General features: G+C 62.5%; 16 protein-coding genes and 1 pseudogene. 15 read left to right on the plus strand and 2 right to left on the minus strand.

The window, feature by feature from the left end; all coding sequences use genetic code 11:
- Positions 1–4 precede the first annotated feature (4 nt).
- A complete protein-coding gene (locus tag AO064_RS04010) occupies positions 5–709 on the minus strand; it encodes a DUF3142 domain-containing protein (protein WP_012721571.1) in 705 nt (234 codons plus the stop codon).
- Positions 706–2,874 (minus strand): PA5441 family protein, encoded by a 2,169-nt coding sequence (locus AO064_RS04015; RefSeq protein WP_064052472.1) that lies wholly within the window; start codon positions 2,872–2,874, stop codon positions 706–708. The genes AO064_RS04010 and AO064_RS04015 overlap by 4 nt, the downstream gene beginning before the upstream one ends.
- Positions 2,875–3,053: 179 nt before the next feature.
- Between AO064_RS04015 and AO064_RS04020 the strand changes: the two genes are divergently transcribed.
- From AO064_RS04020 to AO064_RS32010, 15 genes and pseudogenes are all read left to right on the plus strand, one after another.
- Complete coding sequence (locus AO064_RS04020; protein WP_064052473.1) at positions 3,054–4,667, plus strand: glycosyltransferase family 39 protein; 1,614 nt, start codon at positions 3,054–3,056, stop codon at positions 4,665–4,667.
- Positions 4,668–4,700: 33 nt separating this feature from the next.
- Positions 4,701–4,955 (plus strand): DUF2789 domain-containing protein, encoded by a 255-nt coding sequence (locus AO064_RS04025; RefSeq protein WP_012721574.1) that lies wholly within the window; start codon positions 4,701–4,703, stop codon positions 4,953–4,955.
- Positions 4,956–5,332: 377 nt separating this feature from the next.
- Positions 5,333–5,743 carry a MarR family winged helix-turn-helix transcriptional regulator gene (locus AO064_RS04030; protein WP_043204616.1) on the plus strand — a complete coding sequence of 137 codons (411 nt, stop codon included), beginning with the start codon at positions 5,333–5,335 and terminating at the stop codon, positions 5,741–5,743.
- Positions 5,740–7,818 carry an FUSC family protein gene (locus tag AO064_RS04035; protein ID WP_064052474.1) on the plus strand — a complete coding sequence of 693 codons (2,079 nt, stop codon included), beginning with the start codon at positions 5,740–5,742 and terminating at the stop codon, positions 7,816–7,818. Before AO064_RS04030 ends, AO064_RS04035 begins: the two co-directional genes overlap by 4 nt.
- Positions 7,815–8,024, plus strand: coding sequence for a DUF1656 domain-containing protein (locus tag AO064_RS04040; protein WP_012721577.1), 210 nt, complete (start codon positions 7,815–7,817; stop codon positions 8,022–8,024). The genes AO064_RS04035 and AO064_RS04040 overlap by 4 nt, the downstream gene beginning before the upstream one ends.
- Positions 8,021–8,911: an efflux RND transporter periplasmic adaptor subunit gene (locus AO064_RS04045; RefSeq protein ID WP_064052475.1), complete on the plus strand. Its 891-nt coding sequence runs from the start codon at positions 8,021–8,023 to the stop codon at positions 8,909–8,911. The genes AO064_RS04040 and AO064_RS04045 overlap by 4 nt, the downstream gene beginning before the upstream one ends.
- On the plus strand, positions 8,908–10,350 hold the full coding sequence (locus AO064_RS04050) for an efflux transporter outer membrane subunit (protein WP_064052476.1): 1,443 nt from the start codon (positions 8,908–8,910) through the stop codon (positions 10,348–10,350). Before AO064_RS04045 ends, AO064_RS04050 begins: the two co-directional genes overlap by 4 nt.
- A gap of 81 nt (positions 10,351–10,431) precedes the next feature.
- Positions 10,432–11,064, plus strand: coding sequence for a hypothetical protein (locus tag AO064_RS04055; protein ID WP_064052477.1), 633 nt, complete (start codon positions 10,432–10,434; stop codon positions 11,062–11,064).
- A gap of 146 nt (positions 11,065–11,210) precedes the next feature.
- Entirely contained in the window at positions 11,211–12,707 is a 1,497-nt protein-coding gene (locus tag AO064_RS04060; protein WP_064052478.1) for a YdgA family protein, read from the plus strand.
- A gap of 300 nt (positions 12,708–13,007) precedes the next feature.
- Positions 13,008–15,488 (plus strand): poly-beta-1,6 N-acetyl-D-glucosamine export porin PgaA, encoded by a 2,481-nt coding sequence (gene pgaA / locus AO064_RS04065; protein ID WP_064052479.1) that lies wholly within the window; start codon positions 13,008–13,010, stop codon positions 15,486–15,488.
- 12 nt (positions 15,489–15,500) lie between these two features.
- The gene (pgaB, locus tag AO064_RS04070; RefSeq protein WP_012721583.1) at positions 15,501–17,498 is read left to right on the plus strand and encodes a poly-beta-1,6-N-acetyl-D-glucosamine N-deacetylase PgaB; all 1,998 of its coding nucleotides are present in this window, start codon (positions 15,501–15,503) and stop codon (positions 17,496–17,498) included.
- A 2-nt stretch (positions 17,499–17,500) separates the two neighbouring features.
- Positions 17,501–18,841 (plus strand): poly-beta-1,6-N-acetyl-D-glucosamine synthase, encoded by a 1,341-nt coding sequence (gene pgaC, locus AO064_RS04075; protein ID WP_064052480.1) that lies wholly within the window; start codon positions 17,501–17,503, stop codon positions 18,839–18,841.
- Between the two features lie 2 nt (positions 18,842–18,843).
- Positions 18,844–19,326 carry a poly-beta-1,6-N-acetyl-D-glucosamine biosynthesis protein PgaD gene (gene pgaD, locus AO064_RS04080; RefSeq protein WP_064052481.1) on the plus strand — a complete coding sequence of 161 codons (483 nt, stop codon included), beginning with the start codon at positions 18,844–18,846 and terminating at the stop codon, positions 19,324–19,326.
- 376 nt (positions 19,327–19,702) lie between these two features.
- Positions 19,703–21,427 (plus strand): ShlB/FhaC/HecB family hemolysin secretion/activation protein, encoded by a 1,725-nt coding sequence (locus tag AO064_RS04085; protein WP_064052482.1) that lies wholly within the window; start codon positions 19,703–19,705, stop codon positions 21,425–21,427.
- 30 nt (positions 21,428–21,457) lie between these two features.
- Positions 21,458–26,125 (plus strand): annotated as a pseudogene (locus tag AO064_RS32010) (two-partner secretion domain-containing protein); the annotation flags it as partial.
- Between the last annotated feature and the right edge of the window lie 27 nt (positions 26,126–26,152).

Below are 26,152 nucleotides of genomic sequence, written 5' to 3' on the forward strand. Positions count from 1 at the left end.
CGCATCAAGGGTTTTGCAAAAACACCACGTAGCCTCGAAACCATTCGCTGTCCTTCAAATACCCCGGTGCTTGCCACTCTCCGCCCTGAATCAAGCCAATCTTGAACGGCAGCCCCAGCCGATCCATGCGTGGCAAGTACGCCGCGTAATCCGGGATGCTGTGGCGGCCTTGGTACGTCTGCACCACCACTTCATCCACCACGCCCTTGAGCTGGGCGATGGCCGCCGGGTCGGCGTTGCTGCTCCAGTCCATCAAGCCGGTGATGCTCAGGCGCAACTCGGCAGGCAAACGCTGGCGCAGGTCGCGCAGGAACTCGGCGTATTCGTGCAGGTATTGGGTACGCGCATCGAAGTCGATCTGTATACCGACCACCGGGTTGCCCGCATCGCGCCAGCGTTGCACTTGCCCGAGCAGTTGTGTGTAGACCTGTTCCGGCCAGCGCAGGGTGTGGGCGCGGTAGACGATCCAGATGTCGCCCTGGGTGAGGCGTGGCACGCTGATGCCTTGGGCGATCATCTGCACGCCACGACCCGGCGCGCGGCGGGTGGCGTTGATCTGGCCCTGGAGGATATACAGGGTCTTGGCCTGCTTGAGCACCGGTTGAGGGGTGACGCCACTCCACAGCCAGAAGGCGTCATAGTCACGGGCGTCAACAGCGCCGAAGGCCGGGCTTGCCAGTAACAGCAAGCCTAGCCACAGGTGCTTCACCAGTAGTACTGCAGGGACTTGCCCCACTGGGTGTCGGCGAAGCCGGTTTTCAACTGACGGAACCACGCCTTGCGCACGGCCGGCTCCACATCAACGCCGCCGCAACTGTTGTAGCCCGATGGCCCATAGCAGTTGATGGCGCGAAACAGCGCATAGGCGCGATCATTCTTAGGCGCCTTGGCGTTGCCGATCACCTGTTTGTAGCCGTCCAGGCGCGAGAAGGTTTCTCCCTTGAAGTCCGACGCAGTGCTGCCCAGGCTGCCGGCGGCGCGTGCCTGTTCCAGTGGCATGCCGTCCAGGCCGTTGCGCAGGATGAACTCACCCAGACAGTTCAGGCCCTGTGGGTTTTTGGCATCGCCCTGCAAGGTCGCGGCGGTTTGCGCAATGCTCGGGCAGGCGTAGCCGGATTCGGCCTTGTCGCCATTCCACTGGAACAGCTTCAAGGTCTGGCTGGCGCTGTAGACGTAGCCCAGGCTGGTGCCCAGTTTGTCTTCCGAAGCCTGGGCGGGCAGTTGCTTGAGGTCCTCGGCAAAGGTCGCGAACTGGCCGCGCAGCAGGTCTTTGTAGAGCAGCACGAATTGTGCGGTCTGGCGTTCCAGCGGGTCGCTGGCCTGGGCGATCTGCTGGCGCAGCAGCTCGGGACCTGCAACGTTGCGCAGCAGGATGTAGCGCACCGGCTTGGCGCTGATCGGCGAGTCGGCGGCGAATACCTTGGCCAACTGGCCGCTGCGCTCGTAGTTCATGGCCAGGGCCAATTCCAACTGGTCGCGTTGCAGCGGCAGTTTCGCCAGCGGCAGCAGTTGCAGCCAGAGCGCTTCGGCACCTTTCCAGTCTTGCTTGGCTTCCAGGGCCAGGGCGCGCAGGGTCTGCTGGCTGAAGGCGAAGTAATTCAGGCTCGACGGTACGGTTTGGGGCAATAGCTTCAAGGCAGCGTCCGGTTGATGCTCGCTGTACAGCGCATTGACCGCCAGCAGGTAGTCATGCAGTTCCGGCGCACTGGCGAATGCGGCTTTTTGCTTCTCCAGGTCGGCGCGGGAGAGGGCCGGCTGGTTGCCGCCGCGCATCACCATCAGGTCACTGACAAACTGGATCATCGGTGTGGTGACGGTCTCGCTGTTGACCATCAACAGCTTGAGGTCAGCTTCCTCCACCAATTCATCCACCGACACATTGCGCTGCGCGTCAGTGGCCTGGGTCATCGCCCAGGCGTAGGCCTCGGCGAGTTTGGTGTTGTCACCCGCCAACCAATAGACCCGGCGCAACAGGCCTCGGGCGGAAGCGACGTAGTCGCCCTGTGGATAAGTTTTCAGGTAGTTGAGGAAACCTTCCTCAGCCTCGCTCAGGGCTGACTTATCCACATGATCGAGGCGCGGCATGCCGTATTCGTCGAAGGCTTCGGCCTGCGCCTGGTTCAGTGAGGTACGCGCGGTCATGTACAGCGCGGTTTCCGTCAGCCACGGCACGTTGCTGCTGCTGGCGGCGGCAAACCCCCGTTCGGCGTCACTGAAGCGACCACTGTAGAAGTCGGCCGCGGCTTGCAGGTAAGTGCGCAACAGTTGGCCTTCGCTGGACTGGATCTGCTGGGCGTCCACCACCTGGCCCTCCCACGAACAGGCCGTCAGCAGCTGCAAGCGCGCCTTTACCAACAGCTCGCGTTCGGCCGCCGGCATGTCGGCCTTGATCACCTGGCGGATAAACGCGGTGGCGCTGTCATCGTCGTTGCTGCGGCAGCGGCTGCCTTCGCCATTGAGGAATGCTTCGCCAGCGGTTTTGTACTCGTCGCGCTTGATGCCCAAGGGCTGCAGCAGTGTGTCGAGTTCGGCGGTGCGTGAGTCGTCCGGGGCGTTGTCGGGTTCTTCGTTTGTGCTGGGAATCGGCGCCAGGCGATAGACCGGGAAGGGCACCGGGCCAAAGCCCTGGGACAGGTCATCTTCGCTCAGGGCATTGGGCGCTAACGGCGCTGCCTTTTTGTCGGCCAGCAACAGGCGCAGATTGACGCGGCTGTCATTGCCCGGGCTGAGGAAGGGCAGGTTGCTGCACGCGTCGAGGCTGTCACGCGCCACCCGCCAGTCGGGGTAGCACGAGTCGTCGGAGCTGGCCTGGGCGTGTTGGGAAAGGCCTGCGAGCAGTGCCAGTGCCAGGGGTGACAGAAAACCGATGCGCATGACGTGTCCTTGATCCTGAGTCCGTGGAGGGGGGCAATAATAGCGTGTTCCTACGGTTGCTTCGGAGACGCCCTGCACAATTTGCTGATTTGTCCGATTCCAGCAGCCAGCCTGGATCTTTTGTCCTAGAGTGGCGGTGTTTACGCGTGGGCAATCAAGGCAGTGGTAGGGGAATCGAGGTGCGTCGGTCTGTGGTAGAACAAAACGAAAAGGTCGGGACGTTACCCGTACTCAACCGCCTGACGTGGGAAGGCGCCGGTTGGATCAGCCGACTCTGGTGGGTGCCGATCCTGGCGCTGGCTATGATTCTGCGTTTTTACAACCTGACGGCGGCGGCGATCTGGGGCGATGAAGGCTCGAGCCTGTTGCTCAGCGAATACGCCTTGGCCGACCTGTGGTTCCACGCGGCGCACGACGTGCATCCGCCGCTGTATTTTTTCCTGCTGCGCGGCTGGATCGAGCTGTTCGGCGACAGTATCTGGTCGATACGCGGCATGAGCGCCATTCCCGGTGTGGTGGTCGTGGGCCTGGGCGTCTGGCTGACCCGGCAACTGTCCACGCGCCGGGCGGCGGTACTGGCGGGGATCCTGCTGGCGTTGTTGCCGACAGCGGTGCGTTACAGCCAGGAAGTGCGCATGTATTCGCTGCTGGGGGTGTGGTTGCTGGGCGCCACGCTGGCGCTGGTGTACTGGGTGCGCCAACCCGAGCGCACGCGCTATCTGGCGGCCTATGTCGTATTGATGAGTGCCGGTTTCTACACCCATTACTTCACTGCGTTGTGCGTGCTGGTGCATTGGGCTTACCTGGGCGTGCTGGGCGTGCTGGGTGGCACGGCGCCGCGAGGCCAACGCCTGATCACGCGCCCGGCCTGGTGGGTGGCGAACACAACGATTGTGCTGGTGTACCTGCCGTGGCTGCCGAACCTGCTGGACCTGGTACAGCACGTCGACCAGCTCAAGGTGGGGGGCGACATCGGCTGGGAAGAACCGGTCAACCTGTTCTCCCTGCCCTCGATGATCTGGCAATTCGTGCTGCAGGATGAAGGCGTTGGCTTCTGGGCACCGCTGTTCTGGCTGTTTCCGCTGTTGCTGGTGGCTGTCGTCCTCATCACGGCCTGGCGTGATCGCGAGCGTCATCGACCGGCCCGCCTGCTGGCGCTGTTTTTCTTGCTGCCGTTGTTATTGGTCTACGGCGTGTCGTTTATTTCCCCGGTGTTTATCGAACGCTACCTGACGGTGTATGCCCTGGGCTTGCCGATCCTTTGGGCGATGGCCATCGACCGCCTGCCATCACGGTTTGCACTGCTGGGGGCGGCGTTGTTCGTCCTGTTTGTCGGCGTGGAACTGGTGGGGCTTAAGAACAATTTCACCGTGGATGAACACGACCAGTTCAACGTGCCGGTGGAGTTCGTCAACCGCAATTACCAGGAAGACGACCGCATCGTCCTCAGCGACATGATGTGGTACCTCAGCTACGTGTATTACGACCAGACCGACGCTCAATTGCAGCTCTACACCCCGCCCAAACCGGACGGCACGCCCACGCGGCCGAATGCCTACGGCTTCGGCACCCTGGTGGACCAGGACGGCGGACGCATCTACCTCGACCGCCTGTCGGCACTGCCCGCCGAAACCCGCCGCGTGTGGCTGATCAGCAGCAACGAAGCCCCGGACGACTTCGCCCCGCTGCCCCAAGGCTGGCGCGAACTCAGCCGCCAGGATGGCGGCGGCGCGAGGGCGCGGTTGTTCGTGTTGTGCAACGTGCCGTCGGCGCAACCCGAGGGCTGCCGCTAGACTGGGTTAACGATTTTCTAACAGGAGTCCGTCATGGAATCGCCCGTGCATAGCTTGCCGTCACTGTTCAAACAGCTGGGGCTGCCGGATGACCCGGTGAGTATCGAGCAGTTTGTCACGACTCATTCGCCCCTCAAGCCGGAGCTGAAACTGGCGGATGCGTTCTTCTGGACGCACAGCCAGCAGGCGTTTTTGCGTGAGGAAATTCTGGAGGATGCAGATTGGGCAGAAGTGGTGGATGAGTTGAATTTGATGTTGCGGGGTGGGCGAGGGGTGCAAAAAACTTAGCAGAAAGGGCAAAAGTTGAAAAAATCCGGTCTTTTACCGCGTTAGTAAACTTTTCCTGAGGTCTGGGCTTGGTGGCCAGGCCGAACACCAATCCTGAAGCCAGCACTGATCTAAATGTGGGAGGGGGCTTGCTCCCGATAGCGGTCAATCAGTCAACCTTGTATTGACTGAAACTGCGAAATCGGGAGCAAGCCCCCTCCCACATTCGGTATGCGGTAAATCCTACCCCGACGCTAAAACCAGCTTTACTGACTCCCACCACCCATCCGCAAAATTGTTTCAAAACTTGACGCATTTGGATCCATCCACCATATTGATAGTTAGCAAACTAACTGTATGCGAACTATCCAGTGCCTCAATCCCTCGAACAACTCCAGATGAACCTCAGCAGCAGCATGGTGGTGGGCGCCCGTAACTGGCGCAAAATCTGCCAGACCACGCTGGTGAGCTATGGCATCTCCGAAGCTTGCGCCGTGCCGCTGTTGATGATCGGCCGTCTGGGCGACGGGGTGCACCAAGTCAAAGTGGCCCAGGCGTCGGGGATGGAAAGCCCGTCGCTGGTGCGCCTGCTCGACCGGCTGTGTTCCGACGGCTACGTGTGCCGTACCGAAGACGTTCACGACCGTCGCGCCAAGTCCCTGAGCCTCACCGAGCGCGGTCGTGAACTGGTGCATGCGGTGGAAGTGCAACTGGTGCGCCTGCGCAAGGACGTGCTGGCGGATATCGCCCCCAGCGATCTGGAAGCCGCGCTGCGTGTGCTGCGTGCTTTCGAGGCGGCGTCGCTTTGAACGGATTTTTTACCGGTTTCCCGCCCGCCCGTGATTGGTTCTACGGGGTCCGTACCTTCGCGGCCTCGATGATTGCCCTGTACATCGCCATGCTCATGCAAATGCCGCGTCCGTATTGGGCGATGGCCACGGTGTATATCGTGTCCAGCCCGTTTGTCGGCCCTACCAGTTCCAAAGCGCTCTACCGTGCGATCGGCACGTTCATGGGGGCGGCGGCGGCGGTGATCTTTGTGCCGATGTTCGTGCAGTCGCCCTACCTGCTGGTGGTGGTGATTGCCCTGTGGACGGGCACCTTGCTGTTCCTCTCCATGCACCTGCGCACCGCCAACAATTACGCCCTGATGCTGGCCGGCTACACCTTGCCGCTGATCGCCTTGCCGGTGGTGGATAACCCCCTGGCGGTCTGGGACGTGGCCGAAGCGCGCACTGAAGAAATCTTCCTCGGCATCGCCGTCGCAGCGGTGGTGGGCGCAATGTTCTGGCCGCGCCGGTTGATGCCGGTGTTCGATGGCTCGGTAGCCAAATGGTTTGCCGACGCGCAGGTCTACAGCCAGCGCTTCCTCACGCGCAACGTCGAGCCTGAAGAAATCAGCACACTGCGCGGCGGTATGGTCGCCACTTTCAACACCCTTGAATTGATGATCGGCCAATTGCCGCACGAAGGCGCACGGCCACAGACGGTACGCAATACCAAGGAATTGCGCGGGCGCATGATTCACCTGCTGCCGGTGATCGATGCCCTGGATGATGCGGTGTACGCCATCGAACACCGCGCACCGGAGTTTGTCGATCAGCTCGCGCCGTTGCTGGAAGCCGCCAACGCCTGGCTGGAAAGGACTACCGACACCGCGCCTCTTGAGCGCTGGCGCGTGCTGCGCGACCAGGTCGACGCCGCCCAACCCCAAGGCGAAGCGCTGGACGACCGTCACACGCTGCTGTTTTCCAACGCGCTGTACCGCCTGGGCGAATGGATCGACTTGTGGCAAGACTGCCGCAGCCTGCAAGCCGCCATCCAGTGCGAGAGCCAGGACACTTGGCGCGCCGTCTACCGCCACTGGCGCCTGGGCCGGCTCACGCCGTTCCTCGACCGTGGCTTGATGTTTTATTCGGCGTTTTCCACCGTCACCGCGATCATCGTCGCCTCGGTCCTGTGGATCCTGCTCGGTTGGACCGACGGCGGCAGCGCAGTGATCCTGGCCGCCGTCGCCTGCAGCTTTTTCGCAACGATGGACGACCCGGCGCCGCAGATTTACCGGTTCTTTTTCTGGACCGCCATGTCGGTGCTGTTCGCCAGCCTGTACCTGTTCCTGGTGCTGCCCAACCTGCATGACTTCCCGATGCTGGTGCTGGCGTTTGCCGTGCCGTTTATCTGCATCGGCACGCTCACAGTGCAGCCGCGCTTTTACCTGGGCATGCTGCTGACGCTGGTGAATACCTCGTCGTTCATCAGCATCCAGGGTGCCTACGACGCGGACTTTCTCAACTTCGCCAACGTCAACCTGGCGGGGCCGGTGGGCCTGCTGTTCGCCTTTGTGTGGACGTTGATCGCTCGGCCCTTCGGCGCTGAATTGGCGGCCAAGCGCCTGACCCGTTTCAGCTGGCGCGACATCGTCAGCCTCACCGAGCCGGCGACCCTCGCCGAACACCGGCACATGGCCGTGCAAATGCTCGACCGCCTGATGCAGCACCTGCCGCGCCTGGCCCTGATCAACCAGGACACCGGCACCGCCCTGCGCGATTTGCGTGTGGCGCTGAACCTGCTCGACCTGCTGGCCTACTCGCCGCGCATCCTCGGCGTGCCACGGGTGCTGCTCAACCAAGTGGTGGAAGGCGTGGGGGGTTACTTCAAGGCCTGCCTCAAGGCGGGTGAACGCTTGCCCGCGCCCAGCGGTCTGCTGATGACCCTGGACCGCACGCGCCGCGCCCTCAACGGCCAGGGCCTGCAAGACGAAGACGACACGCGCCTGCACTTGCTGCACGCGCTGGCCGGGCTGCGCCTGTCGCTGCTGCCGGGCGTGGAATTTATTGGCGGCACCGAGATGGAAGCGCCGCTGCCTGATGGAGCGCCTTTATGATCGGTGATCTGGATATCAGCGGGGTGTTCCTGCCCACGCTGCTGGTGCTGATGGGCATTACGTATGTGTTGTTCCTGGTGGTGCACGGGTTGTTGACCCGCGTCCACTTCTATCGCCTGGTCTGGCACCGGGCATTGTTCAATGTGGGGCTCTACGCGCTGTTGCTGGGCGCGGTGGACTCACTCAGTCGATACCTGATGACATGAAAAAACCTTTTTTGACCATCGGCCGTGTAGTCCTCACGCTGTTGATCGTGACGTTTGCGGTCGTTGTGGTGTGGCGCATGGTCATGTACTACATGTTTGCCCCCTGGACCCGTGACGGCCACATCCGGGCCGACATCGTGCAGATCGCCCCGGACGTCTCCGGGCTGATCCAGCGCGTCGACGTGCGCGATAACCAGTTGGTGACCAAGGGCCAGGTGCTGTTTGCTGTCGACCAGGACCGCTTCAAGCTGGCCCTGCGCCAAGCCCAGGCCGCCGTGGCCGACCGCCAGGAAACTCTGGCCCAGGCCCAGCGCGAGTACAAGCGTAACCGTGGCCTTGGCAACCTGGTGCCCAGCGAGCAACTGGAAGAAAGCCAGTCGCGTGTCGCCCGCGCCCAGTCAGCCTTGGCCGAGGCCCAGGTGACGGTGGATTCCGCCCAGCTCAACCTCGACCGCTCGGTGATCCGCAGCCCGGTGGACGGCTACGTCAACGACCGTGCGCCGCGCACGCAGGAGTTCGTCACCGCCGGGCGCCCGGTGCTGTCGGTGGTGGACAGCAATTCCTTCCATATCGACGGTTATTTCGAAGAGACCAAGCTCGACGGCATCCATGTCGGCATGAGCGTGGACATCCGTGTGATCGGCGACAACGCCCGTCTGCGCGGCCATGTGCAGAGCATCGTCGCCGGTATCGAAGACCGCGACCGCAGCAGCGGCTCCAACCTGTTGCCGAACGTCAACCCGGCGTTCAGTTGGGTGCGCCTGGCCCAGCGGATTCCGGTGCGCATTGCCTTTGACGATGTGCCGGCGGACTTCCGCATGATCGCCGGGCGCACGGCGACGGTGTCGATCATCGGCGATAAGGTCGACAACGGAGCCAAGCCATGAAGCAGCTGCTGGCAACCGCTGCACTGGGGGTGTTGCTGTCGGCCTGCCAAGTCGTGGGGCCGGATTACACGCTGCCGGAAAAGTCCGCCATCAACCGTGGCGACCTGCAAGGGCAGCTCGCGGGCGAGGGCCACAACGTGGTCTCGGCGCCGGTGCCGGCCGACTGGTGGAAGCTCTACAAGGACCCGCGCCTGGATGAGCTGGTGCGCCAAGCCATGGCCTCCAACACCGACCTGCGCGTGGCGGCCGCCAACTTGCAGCGTGCGCGCTATCAAACCCAGCAAGCCGAATCCGCCGGAGGCTGGAGCGTCGGCGCCAAGGCCGAAGCCCAGCGCCTGCAAGAGTCCGGTGAGGCCTTTTTGCTGTCGGAAAAAGTACCGGTGGGCAATATTGGCAGCGTCGGCATCACCACCTCTTACCAATTCGATTTGTTCGGCACCCTGCAGCGCGGAATCGAAAGCGCCCAGGCCAGTGCGGACGCCGCGCAAGCCGCCGCCGATATCGCGCGCATCACCCTGGTGGCGGATGTAGTGCGCTCCTACACCCAGGTCTGTGCGGCCAATGAAGAGCTGGCGATTGCCAACGAGTCCCTCGACCTGCAGGCCCAGAGCACTAAGCTGACCCAGCGCCTGCGCGACGCCGGGCGCGGTGATGAAACCCAGGTGACGCGCTCGCAGACTCAATACAAATCCTTGCGCGCCGACACGCCGCGCTACCAGGCGCTGCGCCAGGCCGGCTTGTTCCGCCTGTCGATGCTGCTCGCCAAGCCGCTGGACCAACTGCCGGCGGGCACCGGCACTTGCGCCGAATTACCGCACATCGCCCAATTGTTGCCGGTGGGCGACGGCGCGACGCTGCTCAAGCGCCGTCCCGATGTGCGTCAGGCCGAACGGCAACTGGCCGCTGCCACCGCGCGTATTGGCGTGGCCACGGGGGCGCTTTACCCGGATATCAGTATCGGTGCCACCGTGGGCACCGTCGGTCTGCTCGATAACCTCGGCACACCGGCCACCAATCGCTGGGGCTTTGGCCCGATGATCAGTTGGACAGTGCCGACCAACGGCGCCCGCGCCCGCATCCGCGAAGCCGAAGCCGCCACCCAGGGCGCCCTGGCGCACTTTGACGGCGTGGTGCTCAACGCCATCCGCGAAACCCAGACCGGCCTTGCGCAATACACCGCGCAGTTGCAACGCCGCGACGCCCTGGCCGAAGCGGGTGAGTCGGCCAAGGAAGCGGCGGGGCAGACCCATCGCTTCTTCCAGGCGGGTCGCGCGTCTTTCCTGGCCGACCTGCAAGCCACCCGCACCTACACCGATGTGCGCGCGCAACTGGCGGCGGCCAACACCCAGGTCGCCATGAGCCAGATCGATCTGTTCCTGGCCCTGGGCGGTGGCTGGGAAAGCGGACGAACGCAAGCGTCACAGCCCGGCAAACCCTGAGCGAATAGCTATGCTTTGACAGGCGGATCGCCGTGACGATTCGCCTGACACTGCTCGCGTTTGCTCATGGGGATTCCAATAATGAAAAACCCTTATGCTCCCGCTTTCTGGTGCGTGTGTTTCGCACTGGTATTGTTATCGGCGACTTACTTCTACGGCGTCATGCTGGCTCATCAACTCGACAAGGCGATGGTATTTCTCGACAGCGCCTGCCTGGTGATCGGCACCCTGTCCATCGGCGTCGTGGCCTGGGCCTCCTACCAAAATCAACGGGTGAAGAAAAAACTCCTCGAACAAGGCAAGACCCGCGTAGCCATCTGGGATACCAAGGTTGCGCTGCGTCGGGTCGAAACCGTGTTCGACCGCTATTTCTGGGGCAGCTATTGGCAGCCGGGGCGCACGTTCCAGGAAGTCATGGGCGACCTCACCGGCACGCCCCTGGAAAAAAGCCTCGAAGTCCTGAAAAAACAGTGTGTGGCGCTTGATCAGCAGGTTGCTGACGGCAGGCACTGGCTGAATAACGCGCGGGAATTGTCCGACGTGGCCACCCAGATGGCCCGCGAGCGCTACCAGCTCGACTTCTGCGACCCCAAGACCGACACCCCCGGTAATGCCGTGATACACCGCGAGTTTGAGGTGTTGGTGTACACCTGGACGGCGCGCTTGAAGAGTTTCGACCACCAACTGGATGAAATTGAGCTGGAGTACTCCTGAACTCCTGTTGAACTGATCCCTCTGAAAGGCTGGGCCGTTTGTGGCCGCCAGTGCTAATCTTCCCCCGTTTTCGGCGGGCTTGAGCCAATCCCCTTGGGGTTCAAGGAAGACAGCCCACTTCTCACAGGATTTGATCAGGTCACTTCATGAATAAGCCAGCAGTCGTTCTTTTGGGTTTTGTTGTCGCCGTCGGCGTCGTCAGTGCGGGCGGTGCCTGGTACACCGGTAAGCAACTGGAGCCGGTGTTGCAAACGGCGGTTCAGGACGCCAACAAGGAACTGCAACGTTCCATGGCCGGCATCGACGGCACCGTTGCCCTGGAGCTGGTGTCCCTGGACCGTGGCCTGTTCAGCAGTACCGCGCACTACCGCCTCAAAGGCCAGGGCTCGTTCTTCGGCGAGCAGAACCCGAACCCCGAGCTGCTGATTGTCGACCATATCGAACACGGCCCGCTGCCATTCTCGCGCCTGGTGTCGCTGAAATGGCTGCCGGTCATGGCCACCAGTCACTACGAACTGGAAAAGAACGCCACCACCGAGAAATGGTTTGCCGCCGCCAAAGACCTGTCGCCGCTCAAAGGCGTGGCCAATATCGGCTACAGCCGTTCGGTGAACGGCAATCTCGAACTGCTGCCGCTGGAGTTCAAGGACGCGACGGGCTCGTTCAACTTTTCCGGCTTGAACCTGGATTTTGACAGCACCGCCGAAGGCAAGAAGGTCAAGGTTGACGGCTACATGAACAGCCTCAAGCTGGCCGTGATCGACGCCAATGGCGCGCCATTCGACGCTGAACTCGCTGGCCTGACCGTGGCCAGCAACCTGGAGAAATCCACTTTCGGCTTCTACGCCGGGCAGAACACCGTAGAGCTGAGCGACGCCAAGCTCACCTTCGGCCCGCAGAAAGCCGTGCTGACCCTCAAGGGCTTCGAGCAAAAAGACGCCAGTGAAGTCAAAGACAACACCATGTCCGGCCGCGTCGACTACAAGATCGACGAGATCGGCTACCAGGGCAAACCGGTCGGTTCCGCCGCCATGGCCCTGAGCTTGAAGAACATCGATGTCCCGTCGGGCCTGGTGCTGACCAAGCTGTACCAGGACAAGATGCAGCCGGTGCAAGCCGCTGCCGCCGCCGGCCAACCGGTGCCGGAGCTGCAGCTGACCGAAGCCGAACAAGCGCTGGCCCAAGCCAACGTCAACCAGTTGCTGGCCGCCAAGCCGCACCTGGCGCTGGAAAACCTGTCGCTGAAAACCACCCACGGTGAAAGCAAGTTCAACCTGGTGCTGGACCTGGCCAAGCCGACCACCCTGGAGCTGCCGCCGGTTGAACTGGGCAAGCAAATGGTCTCGCTGCTGGACGCCAACCTGACCCTGTCCAAGCCGATGATCGCTGACGTTGCCGCGCTGCAAGCACAGGTCGGCGGTGTGACCGACCCTAAAGCCATCGAGCAGCAATCCCAGATGGCCAGCGAAATGGTCAGCGGCATGGCCGTCGGCACGCAGCTGGCGACCCTGGTGGGCAGCGACGTGGTCTCCAAGCTGCATTACGCCAACAATGAAGTGACCTTCAATGGCCAGAAGATGACCGTTGAGCAATTCATTGGCTTCGTGATGTCCAAAGTCGGTGCGGTTGGCGGCGCGCAGTAAAGATTTCGCCATCGCCCAGAAATAAATAATGGGGGAGCGGGATTGCCCGCGATACGGGTCAAACTGTCGGCGCTCCCGCCGGCGTATGACCCGCTATCGCAGGCAAGTCCGCTCCCCCATTCGTATTTCAGATTTGTCGCGCAATTCTGAACAATTGTGCCGATTTGTGCATTTCGATACAGGCGTCGGGGATAGTTCATACAGGAAAGCTAGGTCGGGTCACGAGACGCCGACGCCCTGATGCAAATCGCTCAGGACCACCTATCGTTACAGCTTTCCGTGTGTAAGGAAGCTCACGATATGCTGCGAAACATTCCACTCAGTGCCTCAGGCCGGTTACGGCTGCTCATCGGGGTAACCTTGTGCAGCCAGTTGCTGATGCCCACCTTTGCCATGGCCGACGCGGCCTATGACGCCCTGATCATCCAGGCGCGCAACGGCAACTTCACCCCCGCCCTGACTCAATTGCGCCAATTGCCTGCCGAGCGCCAGACGCCAGGCCAGATCAGCGATCACCTGGTGATCGCCGGTTGGGCCGGCCAGGATGCCGAAGTGCTGAAGGTGTACGAGGCGCAGGGTCAGAACCGCAACTTGACTGCCCAGGCGCTGGCGACGGTTGCGCGTACCTATCGCAACCAGAAGCAGTGGGCGCAGGCCGAGGCGGTCTATCGCAAGGCGCTGCTGCGTGAACCGAATAATGTCGACCTGCAATTGGGCCTGGCCCTTACCCAGGCTGACGGTGGTAAGGCCAGCGAAGCGGTGCAGCGCACCCGCGCCTTGGTGGCCGCCAAGCCCGATGACCCCAACCGGCGCATGGCGCTGGGCTACGCGCTGACTCGCGCGGGCTTGCAGTTCGATGCGCTGCATGAATTCGACCAGGCGTTTATCCGCGCCGGCGACAAACCGGAAGTGGCCCGCGAATACATCGTCGCCCTGCAAAAGGCGCGTTTACCAGAGCCTGCATTGCGCCTGTCGGCCCAGCGTCCGGGGCTTGTTGACCCCGTCACTCAGCGTCGCCTGGAAGGTGACCTGGCGGCCGAGCGCGTGCGCATGGCCGAGTTCGCCACGCGCTCCGAGAAAGAACGCTATGTCATCGCTGATCGTGCCTTGCAGGGCTACGACCAACTCCTCGCCCGCTGGACCCCGGACGCGACGGCCCATGACGACGTGCTGACCTGGCGCATCGACCGCCTGGGCGCGCTCAAGGCACGGGCCCGCACCGCTGACGTGATTCGCGAGTACGAAACCCTCAAGGCTGAGGGTGTGCAATTGCCCACCTACGCTGTGCGTTGGGTGGCGGCATCCTATCTCGACCAGCGCCAGCCGGAAAAAGCCGAACCGTTGTACCGCCAGGCGCTGAGCGCCCCCGACGCCGAGCCCGATGATCGGGTCGAAGACACCACGGCGTTGTTCTACGCCTTGCAGGAAAGCGATAAAGCCGACGACGCCCGCGAAGTCGCCAACAACCTCGCCAAGAACCAAAACCCTCGGGTCGAACTCAAGGGCTTGCCTGTCGGCAACCCCAGCGATGCGTGGATGGACGCGCAACAACTGTCAGCCCAGGCCGGCGTTTTCGGCGGGGACCTGCCAGGCAGCGAGGCCGGCCTGGAAGCGCTGGTGGCAAAAGCCCCGGGCAATGTCGGCTTGCGCCTGGCCCAGGCCGACATGTACCGCGCCCGTGATTGGCCACGGCGCGCCGAAGGCCTTCTCAAGGAAACTGAAGCCCAGGCCCCGCGCGACATTGGCCTGGAAGTGAGCCAGGCCTACACCGCCATGGACTTGCAGGAGTGGCGCCAACTCGATGTGCTGACCGATGACGTGGTCGCGCGCAACCCGGACAACCGCCAGGTGCAGCGCCTCAGTCGCCTGCGCGATGTGCATGACATGGCCGAGCTACGGGTCGAGGCCTACACCGGTAAAAGCTTCGGCGGTGGCAACGACGGCGATGCGGGTGCCGTTTCGGGCAGCCGTGACTGGGGTATCGAAAGCCGCCTCTACACGCCGCCCATCGACGAAGATTGGCGCCTGTTCGCCGGTGCCGGCTATGCCCGCGCCGATTTCGAAGAGGGCACCGGCCAGCATCGTTGGCAGGTGGTCGGCGTAGAGCGGCGCACCCGCGACATGACCATTGAAGCCGAAGTGTCCAACCACTCCTACGGTGATGGCTCAAAACAAGGCGCTGCCGTGTCGATTGCCCGCGACATCAACGACAACTGGCAATACGGCGGCAGCCTTGGCTACCTCCTGTCCACCACCCCGCTGCGGGCGTTGAATGACGGCGTCACGGCCAACGGCGGCAGCGGTTTCATCCGCTGGCGTGCCAACGAAAGCCGCGAATGGAAACTGACCCTCAGCCCGTCCCATTTCAGCGATGGCAACGACCGTTTCGAAGCCTTGCTCAGCGGCCGTGAAGGCCTCTACAGCTCGTCGAAAGTGCAAGTGGACCTGGGCCTGGAAGTCGGCGCCAGCCGCAACAGCAAGGAAGACACGGTGTACTTCAACCCGAAGTCGGACTTCACCGTGTTGCCTGTCCTCAACATCAACCATGTGCTCTATCACCGCTACGAGACCCAGTGGAGTCAGCAGTTCCAGGTCGGTGCGGGTACGTATAGCCAGCGGGATTATTCCACCGGTGGCATCGGTCTGGTGGGCTACGGCCAACGCTTTCGCTGGAACGATGTCCTGGAAGCCGGCGCCAACCTGAGCCTGATCAGCCGACCTTATGACGGTGATCGCGAACGCGATCTGCGTCTGCTCGTCGACCTCACTTACCGTTTCTAGAAGAGCCTGACCATGACCGTCCTCAGCCGTTGCCTGTTGATCCTGGGCGTAATGCTGGCCAGTGCCTGCGCCCAGCAACCCGCACCCTTTACTCCACCCGCCGAGCGGCCGACCCCGGCCAATGAAGCGCCGTGGCCGAAAAACCATTTCCTGGGCATTGCCTACCACGACGTCGAGGATCGCGACCCCGATCAGGCGGTGGTGGCGGTGCGTACCGAACGTTTGATCGAACAGCTGGCCTGGCTGCGCGAGAACGGCTACCAGGCGGTCAGCGTCGACCAGATCCTGGCAGCCCGCAACGGTGGGCGGCCGCTGCCACCCAAAGCCATCATGCTCAGCTTCGATGACGGTTATTCCAGCTTCTACACACGGGTGATGCCGATCCTGCGCGCCTATCACTGGCCGGCGTTGTTGGCGCCGGTGGGCTACTGGATCGATACGCCGATGGACAAACCGGTGGACTTTGCCGGCCAACCACGGCCGCGTGGAGAGTTCCTTACCTGGCAGCAGATCCGCGAAGTGTCCCAGTCGGGCCTGGTGGAAATTGCGGCGCACACCGATGCCAGCCACACCGGCATCCTCGCCAACCCCCAGGGCAACCTGGAGCCGGCGGCGACCTCGCTGCGCTTTGATCCGGCCACGGGCCGTTATGAAAGCCAAGCGCAGTTCGATGCGCGGATGCGGGCCGATGTGGTGGCGATCTCCAACAAGATCCAAAAAGTCACGGGCAAGAAACCACGGGTGTGGGTATGGCCCTACGGTGCAGCCAAGGGCACTTCGCTGGCGATCGTTGGCGAGCAGGGCTATCAAATGGCCCTGACCCTGGAAGACGGCCTCGACAGCTCCAGTGACCTGATGAACAGCCCGCGCTTCCTGGTCGCCTCTGACCCGGACGGCGAGCACTTCGCCAACAGCATCGTCGCGGCGCAAGCCAAGGCACCGCTGCGCGTGCTGCATGTGGACCTGGACAACGTCTACGACCCGGACCCGGCCCAGCAAGCGCGCAACCTCGACCAACTGGTGCAGAGAGTTGTCGACATGGGCGCGGGCACCGTGTTCCTGCAAGCCTTCGCCGACCCCAAGGGTGACGGCCTGGTGCATGAACTGTATTTCCCCAACCGTCACTTGCCGGTACGTGCCGACTTGTTCAACCGCGTCTCCTGGCAATTGCACACCCGTGCCCATGCCGCGGTGTATGCCTGGATGCCGGTGCTCAGTTTCGCCCTCGACCCCAAGCTGCCGCGCGTGACGCGCTGGGACCCGAAAACCGGCCAGGTCGGCCTCGACCCAGACCAATACAAACGCCTGTCGCCGTTTGACCCGCAGGTGCGCAAGATCATTGGTGAGATCTATGAAGACCTGGCGCGCAACAACGCCATCGACGGTGTGCTGTACCACGACGATGCGGTGCTCAACGACTTCGAAGACGCCAGCCCGGCCGCGCTTAAGGCGTATGCCGCCAACGGCCTGCCGAATACGATCGAGGCCCTGCGTGCCGACCCGGCCGTGATGCAACGCTGGACGCGCTTCAAGAGCCGCTACCTGATCGACTTCACCAACGAGCTGACCGCCAAGGTCCGCGCCATCGGTGGGCCGCAGGTGCAGACCGCGCGCAATATCTTCGCCGAGCCGATGCTCAATCCCGGCAGCGAAGCCTGGTTCGCGCAGAACCTTGATGACTTCCTCCAGACCTACGACTGGACCGCGCCCATGGCCATGCCGTTGATGGAAGGCCAAGAGTACAAGACCTCCAACGCCTGGCTGGAGAAGCTGGTGGCGACGGTCAAGGCGCGTCCTGGCGCGATGGAGCGCACGGTATTCGAACTGCAAGCCAAAGACTGGCGCACCAAGGCCGCGCCGGATATTGACGCTAAGCAGATGGCTGAATGGATGGGTGTACTCAAGCGCCAGGGTGTCACGAGTTTCGGTTACTACCCGGACAACTTCCTGGAAAACTCCCCGGACCTGAAGACTGTGCGTCCGGCCCTTTCCAACCAATGGAACCCTTGACCATGTTCGACAGACTCCTGGCTTTATTCGTGCTGGCATTGGTATTGGGCGTGCCCCTGGGCCTGATCTTCCTGGTCACCGGGCAGTTCCTGATGGACTTTGTGTTTTTCTACCCGCTGTTCATGTCGGCGTTGTGGATCGCAGGCGGCGTTTACTTCTGGCTGCACTGGGAGCGCCACTGGCCCTGGGAAGAAGACACCCCGGCACCCACGCTGGCCGGCAACCCGCTGATCTCGATCATCATCCCTTGCTACAACGAAGGGGATAACGCCGCCGACACCATCCATGCGGCGCTGGGCCAGTTGTACCCGAACATCGAAGTGATCGCGGTGAGCGACGGCTCCAAGGACAACACCGCCGCCGTGCTCGACGCACTGGCACTGGAGCACCCGCGCTTGCGCGTGTTGCACCTGGCGCAGAACCAGGGCAAGGCGGTGGCCTTGCGCATGGGGGCCGTGGCCGCACGCAGCGAATACCTGGTGTGCATCGACGGCGATGCGTTGCTGGATAAAAACGCGGCGGCCTACCTGGTTGCGCCGATGCTCGATAACCCGCGCCTGGGCGCCGTGACCGGCAACCCACGGATCCGCACACGCTCGACCTTGATCGGCCGGGTGCAAGTGGGTGAGTTCTCTTCGATCATCGGCTTGATCAAGCGGACACAACGGGTGTTTGGCCGGATCTTCACGGTGTCGGGTGTGGTGGTAGCGTTCCGTAAAAAGGCGCTCGACCGTATCGACTACTGGAGCACCGACATGATCACCGAGGACATCGATGTCAGTTGGAAGCTGCAGCTTGATCACTGGAGCATCTTCTACGAGCCGCGCGCCCTGTGCTGGATCCTGATGCCCGAAACCGTCGGCGGCCTGTGGAAACAGCGCCTGCGTTGGGCCCAGGGCGGTGCCGAAGTGCTGTTCAAGAATATCCGTGGCATCTGGCAATGGCGTCACCGCTACCTGTGGCCGCTGCTGTTCGAATACTGCCTGTCCACCGGTTGGGCGTTCACGTTCCTGCTGTCGGTGATTTTCTGGGGGGTGGGCAAGTTCATTCCGCTGCCCCAGGCCATTGCCGTGGACTCCCTGATGCCGCCGGCGTTTACCGGGCTGGTGCTGGCGATGGTGTGCCTGTTGCAGTTTGCGGTGAGCATCCTGATCGACCGCCGCTACGAGAAAGACCTGTGGAAAACCCTGTTCTGGACCGTGTGGTACCCGATGGTGTTCTGGCTGGTCAGTTTGTTCACCACCCTGGTCAGCTTTCCCAAGGTGCTGTTCAACCAGCACCAGAAGCGCGCGCGCTGGGTCAGCCCCGATCGCGGCATCAAACCCACTGAAGAGGAGGCGTGATCATGAAACTGGTCAGAACCCGCCAACGTACCGTGATGTGGATCATCGATGTGCTGTTGACCCTGATGGCCTGGGCCGGATTGATCTGGCTGCTGGCCCGCGGGATCGGCTCGATGCTCGACAGCCACGGTGGGCCACGGATTGAAGCGCCGATCTTTGCAGCGCTCAATACCCTGCAGATCTACCTGTGGATCGCGCTGTTCAACGCTGTGATCCTGGTCAGCTGGGCCCGCTACCAGCAACGCAAGGGGCGCAAGTTCGCCCAGCGTCGCGCGGAGGCCAAGGCCCTCACCGACAAGAACCTGAGCGAGAGCTTCAGCCTTGCTGAAGGGGACCTTGAGCAGTTGCGTCGACCTGGGGTGTTGGTGATCCATAACGACGAGGACGGCGGTGTCGCGCAAGTGACATCCCATGTCTCCCGCGATGTGGAAAAGCCGGGGCTGACACTGGTGCCTGGTAAGGACCAGTCCAAAGACGCCGGTTGAGTATTGTGACGGGCGGGCTTTGTGTCTGCCACAAGCCCACTCGTCACAGGCATAAGCTTTAAGCCCATAAATGGGATCTAAATCACAAAAAGGCCGCGAACTTTTCTGCTGTTTTCGGTACTAACTTATCTCGGCAAGAACTTGATGGCTAATTAATAGCAATCTGTTAGTTCTCCGACGAATCGCGATCAATAGTGCTGCCGCTTGTCGGATTAATACTTCCAGTTACAAGTCGTTCGCCTATTTGATTATTTTTACTTGTTATTAATCAATGAGTTGCGTGATTAACTTGCGCGAATATCCAACTAGCTCTGTTCTTTGAGTTAGCGGAAGTTCGATGTTAGTTTGCCGCCCTTTGATTTTCGACGGATCGAACATGTCTTCGTTACTGCCACGGACTCGGTTTCTGCTGTGCACTTTACTGCTCGCTTATTTGAGCCTGAACAGCGCCACGGCCGCCCCTACGCCCGGGGATCAGGACCTGATCCGCGACCGGCAGAACCGCTTGCTCGAAGAGCAGCGCCGGCGCCTCGAAGAGCTCCAGGACCTGCCGGGCAAGGGCACCCAGTCCCAGACCCCGGCCGCGCCTGCCGACACCCGTTGCTTCCCTATCAAAGACATCCAACTGCAGGGTGCCGACAGCCTGTCGGCGTCGGATCGCGTGCGCCTGCTCAAGCCCTATGTCGGCCAATGCCTGGGTGTCTCGCACCTCAATGAGCTGCTTAAGGTCATCACTGATTTCTACATCGCCAAAGGCCGTGTCACCAGCCGCGCCTACCTGCCGCAGCAGGACCTTTCCAGCGGCCACCTGCAGGTGCTGGTGGTGGAAGGCAAGCTCGAAGGCGTGAAAGGCGGCCCAGGCAGCACCGTCACCGACCGCGAACTGGCGATGGCCTTTCCCGGCAAGGTGGGTGAGCCGCTCAACCTGCGCGAAGTCGAACAACTGGTCGACCAACTCAGCCGCTTGCCGTCCAAGCAGGCGCAGATGGAGCTGACGCCCGGCAGCCAAGTGGGCGGCAGCGAAGTGGTGGTCAAGAACACCCCGCAGAAGCCCTGGCGCGCCAGCCTGTCGCGTAACAACGATGGTCAGAAAAGCACCGGCGAACAGCAATGGGGTGCTGGTCTTGAGTGGGACAGCCCCCTCGGCCTGGCCGATCAACTGATACTGCGCGGCGGCCACGACGCCATGAGTGACCACCAGAAAACCTCGAAAAACAGCATGCTCTACTACAACGTGCCATGGGGCTGGTGGAACTTCAGTTACACCTACAGCGAAAGCGACTACCGCACCCTCGGCGATGCTGATGGCTTCAAGTTCAAGCAGTCCGGCGACAGCCAGAACCATCAGCTGCGCGCCGAGCGTGTGATCCATCGTGACGATGTGAGCAAGACCTCGGTGAACGTCGGCCTCGCCCATATACGCACCAACAACTACTTGCTCGATACTCGCCTGGGCCCCAGCAGCAACCGCCTCAGTGAGTTCCAGGTCGGCATCAACCACGGGCGGCGCATCGGCAGCGCCTTCGTCAACCTCGACCTGGGTATGCAGAACGGCATCGGCGCCTTCGACGCGCAAAGCAACGACCAGGAACGCGATCGCGAGGGCAACCTCACGCCCACGCCGAACTACCGCAAATACACCGCCACGCTCAGCTACCTGCAGCCCTTCACGCTGTGGGGTGAGTCGTTCAGTTTTTCCAGCCTGGCCACCGGGCAGCGCAGTGAAGACGTGCTGTTCAGCCCCCAGCGTATCAGCCTGGGCGGGTCGGCCTCGGTACGCGGCTACAAGGACCAGCAACTCACCGGTGACAGTGGTGGCTACTGGCGCAACGACATTCGCTGGGCCCGCCCGGTGACGTGGGACTGGATGCGCCCGGCGTTCCTGGAATACGGCGCCAGTGTCGGCTACGACCAGGGTGTGATCCGCAATGACCGCTACAACGAAACGCTCCATGGGCGGGTTTCGAGCAACTCCTTGGAGCTGTTCGCCCGCGGCAAAAACGTCAGCGCCAGCGTGACATTTGCCCACTCCTTGGAACGCCCTGCGGTGATGAGCGAGCGCGAAGCGCCGATCTATTTCCGCATGGATTTTTACCTGTAATTCAACGCCAGCTGCCTTGAGATCTTGAATATGGACATTCGCCCTGCTTCTGCCCTGAAAAGCCTAACCCAGCGCGGCCTCGCACTGATTCTGGCGAATGCGCTGTTCTGGCAGCCGCTGTTGGCCCAGGCCGACGGCATTGTCGTCAGCGGCCCTGGCACCACGGTCGGCCAGGCAGGCAATGGCGTGCCGGTGGTGAACATCGCCACGCCGAACGGCAGCGGCCTGTCGCACAACCAATTCAAGGACTACAACGTCGGCCCCAACGGCGTGATCCTTAACAACGCCAGCGGGCCGGTGCAAAGCACGCAACTGGGCGGGATCATCGTCGGCAACCCGAACCTCAGGGGCGGCGCGGCGAATGTCATCCTCAACGAAGTCAAAGGCGGCAGCCCCAGCCAATTGCGCGGCTACACCGAAGTGGCGGGCCAGTCGGCCAAGGTCATCGTCGCCAACCCCTACGGCATCAGCTGCAATGGCTGCGGCTTCATCAACACCCCCAACGTCACCCTGACCACCGGCAAACCGATGATCGATCAGGCCGGGCAGCTGAAAAGCTACCAGGTCGATGGCGGCGCCGTGACCATCGACGGCCAGGGCTTGAATGCAAGCAACGTGGACCGCTTCGAAATCATCACCCGTTCGGCCAAGATCAACGCGAAGATCAACGCCCGCCAACTGACCGTGATCGCCGGCCGCAACGACGTCGATGCACAAAGCCTGAAGACCACTGCGCGCGCCGACGACGGCAGCGCCAAGCCCGAACTGGCCATCGACTCGTCGGCCCTGGGTGGCATGTATGCCGGTGCGATCAAACTGGTGGGCACCGAAGCCGGTGTGGGCGTGAAGCTCGACGGCACACTGGCCGCCAGTGGTGGCGATATTCAGCTCGACGCCAACGGCCACCTGAGCATGGCCCAGGCCGCCGCGAGCGGTGTGGTGGACATCAAGGCCGCGAGCCTGGAGACCAAGGGCGCGGTGTACGCGGGCACCACCCTCAAGGCACAGACCAAAGGCGCACTGAAAAACAGCAAAACCCTCGCCGCCCGCGACAGCATCACCCTGGCCAGCAACGGTCAGTTGACCAACAGCGGCATCATCGAAGCCGGGGTCAACCCAGACAACACCCGCAATGCCGGTGGCGACGTCACCCTCGACAGCCAGCACCTCACCAACACCGGCACGGTGATCGCCAATCGCAACCTCACCGCCACCGCGCAAAGCCTGGATAACCAGGGCGCTACCTTGAGCGCCAAGCAGGCGCTGAACGTCACCGCCGCCAGCGTCGACAACCGCAACAAAGGTCGCCTGCTCAGCGACGGCGCACAGACCCTCAACGTCAGCGGCCTGCTGGACAACAGCCAGGGCGGCATCATCGACAGCACCGGTGCGTTCACCCTCAACGGCAATACCCTGGAAAACAGCGCCGGTAGCTTGACCGCTGGTGGGGCGATCACCCTCGATTTGATCGGCGACCTGATCAACCGCAACGGCAAGCTGGCAAGCGGCGGGCCGCTGCTGATCCAGCGCGCCGCGCACATCGATAACCAGGGCGGCAAGCTCGCCAGCCAGGGCTTGCTGACGGTATTCGCCAATAGCATCGACAACCGTAACACCGGCACCCTGGCTGCCAACGATGGCCTGGCCCTGACCACCAGCGGCCTGTTGCAAAACAGCGGCAACGGTCTGATCCACAGTGAAAACGCTGGCGTGACCATCACCGCCGGTACACTCGACAACGACGGTGGCCGCATCGCCGCCAAAGCCGGTGATGCGCAGATCGATGCAACGGATTTCAACAACGGCAGCGGCGCGCTGTTTGCTCGGGATCGCGTGCACCTGACCGGTATGAATGTGGATAACGGCGGCGAGATCGCCGGCAACCGGATCGACGTCAGCCTGAAGGGCGCACTGACCAACCGTGGCCTGATCGAAAGCGCCACGGCCCTTGATGTCGAGACCGCCAGCCTCAACAACAGCGGGCAAATGCGCGCCTTGGGCACCAGCGGCAAGACCCGCTACGCCATCGGTGGCCTGCTCAACAACAGCGGTAGCCTGGAAACCGCCAACGACCAATTGAGCCTCGCCGCGACCCGCTTCCAGAACACCGGCGGCAAGGTGTTGCACGTGGGCACCGGCGCGCTCGACCTCAGTGGCATCAGCCTCGATGACGTGGGTGGCAGCCTGGTCACCAACGGCGACCTGACCTTCGACAAAGTCAATTGGACCAACAGCACCGCGATCCAGGCCGGGCGCCTGACCGTCAACGTGGATAACCTGCAACAGACCGCCACCGGCAAACTGCTCGGCACCCGCGCCCTGGTCGGCAGCGGCAAGGACTGGACCGTGGGCGGCAGTGTCGCCAGCCAGGGCAGCCTGGATCTTTCGGTGGACAACCTGCTCAACGACCACGGTCTGATCTTCAGCGGCGGCGACCTGAACCTCAAGGTCGACCGCCTGAAAAACCTCGGCGCCACGCTCTACGCCATGGGCAACCTGCGCGTCGATCGTGACGGCCAGGGCGGCTTGGCCAGCAGCATCATCAACAGCTCGGGCACCATCGAGAGCGAGCGCAACCTGGTCCTGGCCGCCAGCACGATCCAGAACATCCGAACTGTGCTCACCACTGAGTCCGGCATCTACAGCGCCTCCATCACTCCCACGGCCTGTATCTTTCGCGTAACCGGTGGCGACTGCGAAGGCGGCAAGCAAAACCGGCCGTTCCAGATTACCCAGCGTGATCACTTCATCGTCAGCGATGCCACGGCAGCGTCCAGCATCACCTCGGGCGGCAACATGCTGCTCACCGGCGGCGAGCTGCTCAACAGCAGCAGTAGCATCGGCGCCGGTGGCAACCTCACGGCTGTCGTCAACCAACTCACCAATGTCGGTGTAGTGACCCACGACACTCAGTACGATCGCATCTTCACCTCCGCCCGTGAGCGCAAGCCCGGTGCCTGGTACCGCGAAGCCGCTGCGTTCACCCAGCGCTATTCGGCCGGCCAGGACATGGGCGGCGTCGAAGCGGGCCTGGCCTCGTTCATCGGTAAGATGGAGAGCGAGCAGATCGCCCTGCGCAAGACCACCCAGTTAAGCGCGCCAGACCAAAGTTACGCCGCTGTGATCCAAGCCGGCGGCAGCGTGGATGTGAAGGCCCAGGCCGGCATCGACAACAGCGTCGTGCGAGGTGGCTACACCTACGTCGGCAGCGGCGCCAACACCCATGCGCCGGGCTACTCGACCCTGGTCAGCCTCAACCCGCAACTGCCACCGGACGTGGCCCAGCAACAGGTCAACCCGCTGGGCCTGCCCGGCTTCGACCTGCCCAGCGGCCAGAACGGCCTGTTCCACCTCAACGACAGCGATGGCGCCAAAGGCCTGCCCACCAGCCAGTTCGCGGCCAGCCCGCATAAATACCTGATCGAAACCAACCCGCTGTTCACGGATATGCGTCAGTTCCTGGGCTCGGACTACATGCTGACCAAGCTCGGCTATGACCCCGACACCGCGCAAAAGCGCCTGGGTGATGGTTTCTACGAACAGCGCCTGATCCAGCAAGCCGTACTCGCCCGCACCGGCCAGCGCTTCATCGACGGCCAGACCAGCGACGCCGACCTGTTCAAGCACCTGATGGACAACGCCATCAGCAGCAAAAGCGCCCTGAATTTGTCCGTAGGCGTGAGCCTCACCGCCGAACAAGTCGCCGCCCTGACCCACGATATCGTGTGGCTGGAAAACGCCACCGTCGCCGGGCAACAAGTGCTGGTGCCGGTGTTGTACCTGGCCCAGGCGAACAACCGCCTGGCACCCAATGGGGCGCTGATTTCCGGCAGCGACGTCAACTTGATCACCGGCAGCAACCTCAATAACGCCGGCACCCTGCGTGCCACCGGCAACCTGCTGGCGAACGTCGGCGGCAACCTCACCAACAGTGGGTTGATGGAAGCCGGTGGTCGCCTCGACCTGCTCAGCGGCAACAACCTGACCAACCGCGCAGGCGCTGTGATCAGCGCGGGCAACGTCAACCTCGCCGCTGGCGCCGACCTGCTCAACGAACGTAGCGTCACCACCCACGAAAGCGCCAGCAACTACCGCACCGAACGCAGCGACTTCGTCGACAGCGCCGCGCGCATCGAATCGGCCAACGATTTGGCCATGCAAGCCGGTGGCAACGTCAACAACGTCGGTGGCGTGCTCAAGAGCGGTGCCGACACCACGGTCAAGGCCGTGGGCGACGTCAACATCACCGCCTCGAAAACCCTCGACAGCGGCGCCATCGGCAACCGTTCCAGCTTCACCACCATCGCCCAGCAAGGCTCGGTGGTCGAGGCCGGCCGCGACCTGCATGTGATTGGCGGGCGCGACATCAGCGCCGTGGCCAGCCAGGTCAATGCCAAGCGCGACGTCAACCTGATTGCCACCCGCGACCTCAACGCCATTGCGGCGGCCAACGAACAACACTCCACGGGCAACACGAAAAAGGTCAAGAGCATCGAAGACCACGTGCAGCAAGTGTCCAGCGTGATCAAGGCCGGCGGCGACGCCACCCTGAGCGCCGGGCAGAACCTGCAACTGGTCGCCAGCCAGGTTAATGCCGGCAACGAGGCGTACCTGGTCTCCGGCAAAAACCTCGAGCTCAAAGCCGCCGAAAACCAGGACTACAGCTTCTACAGCAAGACCAAGAAAACCTCCCAGGGCAANAAAACCTGCTGCTGGCCGGCAGTG

The sequence above is a fragment of the Pseudomonas marginalis genome (assembly GCF_001645105.1).
Classification (GTDB): Bacteria; Pseudomonadota; Gammaproteobacteria; order Pseudomonadales; family Pseudomonadaceae; genus Aquipseudomonas; species Aquipseudomonas petroselini.